We start from the raw sequence: 1,498 nt of genomic DNA, 5'->3' as shown, positions 1-1,498 counted from the left end.
TCACAGGCACGATAGTGCTGCTCATCGAGAGCAACAATCTGCCAACGGTCAGACTGACGGAGGAAGCAAGCCCAAAGGCGTTGTAGGCAAAGGCAGACGCAAAGCCCCTGAAGCCGTTTCTTATCGTGCAAAGGTACAACGGTAGCCTATCTGCCCTGACAAGGTCGATTCCTGCGGATGGAGAGAAGAATCTCCACTGCAGGATTTTTCTGTTTCAAGGTGGTATTGCCATTTTCTATATCCATGCGGTCGTATTCATCTCTCCCAACCTTGCAGGGCTGGGCTGCCGTAGAGAGTATAGGCACGACAAGAATACGGCATACTCAGGCTCTTTGGACGCAAGGCGTAACAACTAACAACAGATAGGACTGACGATAATACGGACTATCTATTGTTTGTACAATTTGGTGTCATGACTATCTGTTGTCAAAACTATATATCGTCAAAATAATCTATCGATAAAACTATCTATCGACACTTCGACATCTCGATTTGTCGAACTATCGAATTATCGATAAAACAACAAAATAATAAAATAATAAAAGGAACGAGCTGGCACCTCATCTCATTACCGCAATAACACAGATGAATTTCCTTTGGTCTTTTCTCTTGTTTTCTCTCTATTTCCCTGCTTTTCCTCATTTCTTGCAGCGGTGCTTCCGAGGGTTTACTTTTGCACCCGAGAAGTACGGCAATGGACTGCATAACAGTTTGTTTGCTGAGTAACAATAAAGTAATCAAAACAAAATTAAGGCAATGAAACTCATTATCATCGACCGCAAAGCGTGGGAGCGACATCGCTCCGAATTTGCAGACTTTATCCATCGTGTGGAGAAACTCATCGGTAATCCTCCTGAGACCGAGCAATGGCTCGACAACGAAGCCGTGTGCAAGCGTTTAGGCATCAGCAAGCGTACCCTGCAATCATACCGAGATACGGGAAAAATCCCTTTCTCCATGATTGGGCACAAGTGTTATTACAAACAGACCGACATCAGTGAATTGCTGAATGCAGTCAAGGATTGAAATCAAAGAAAGAATGAATTATGGCAGAGAATGAAATCATTACGCAGGAAGACCCTCAGATGCAGTTGTTTTCACAACTGATGGAGGGCACATTGAAGAAGTTGGGGCGGTATTGCTCCACAGCCCGCCCGATACTGAATGGTGAGGTTTACCTTTCGAGCGAGGAAGTGTGCAGCCACTTACGGCTCAGCACACGTACGCTCCAAGAGTACAGAAATGCAGGAATGCTTCCTTTCTACAAAATCGGAGGGAAAATACTATACAAGCAGAGCGACATACAGACAATGCTTGAAAGGCATTATAACCTAATACCCAAAAAATTATGGCAAGAATAGATGAACAAAGGAAACAACGTCTGGAACAAGCCCTTCGAGATATGGGCAATTATGGAGTTAAGCTCCGCAAGCCCGAAGAGTTGCCCGATTTTGACCAGTCCGCAGATTATGAAGAGGAAAAGAAAAGATTTGAGCCT

2 protein-coding genes are annotated in these 1,498 nt (G+C 44.4%); both read left to right on the top strand.

The genetic code is table 11. The features are described 5' to 3' along the window. The first annotated feature begins 756 nt into the window (after positions 1-756). Entirely contained in the window at positions 757-1,026 is a 270-nt protein-coding gene (locus HMPREF2983_RS11050) for a helix-turn-helix domain-containing protein (RefSeq protein WP_070668401.1), read from the top strand. Positions 1,027-1,046: 20 nt separating this feature from the next. After that, a complete protein-coding gene (locus tag HMPREF2983_RS11045) occupies positions 1,047-1,361 on the top strand; it encodes a helix-turn-helix domain-containing protein (protein ID WP_070668398.1) in 315 nt (104 codons plus the stop codon). Positions 1,362-1,498: the final 137 nt, after the last annotated feature.

The sequence above is a fragment of the Prevotella sp. HMSC077E09 genome (assembly GCF_001814685.1).
Classification (GTDB): domain Bacteria; phylum Bacteroidota; class Bacteroidia; order Bacteroidales; family Bacteroidaceae; genus Prevotella; species Prevotella oris.
Note: the sequence above shows the minus strand (reverse complement) of the source record. Positions and strands in the feature narration are given on the sequence as shown.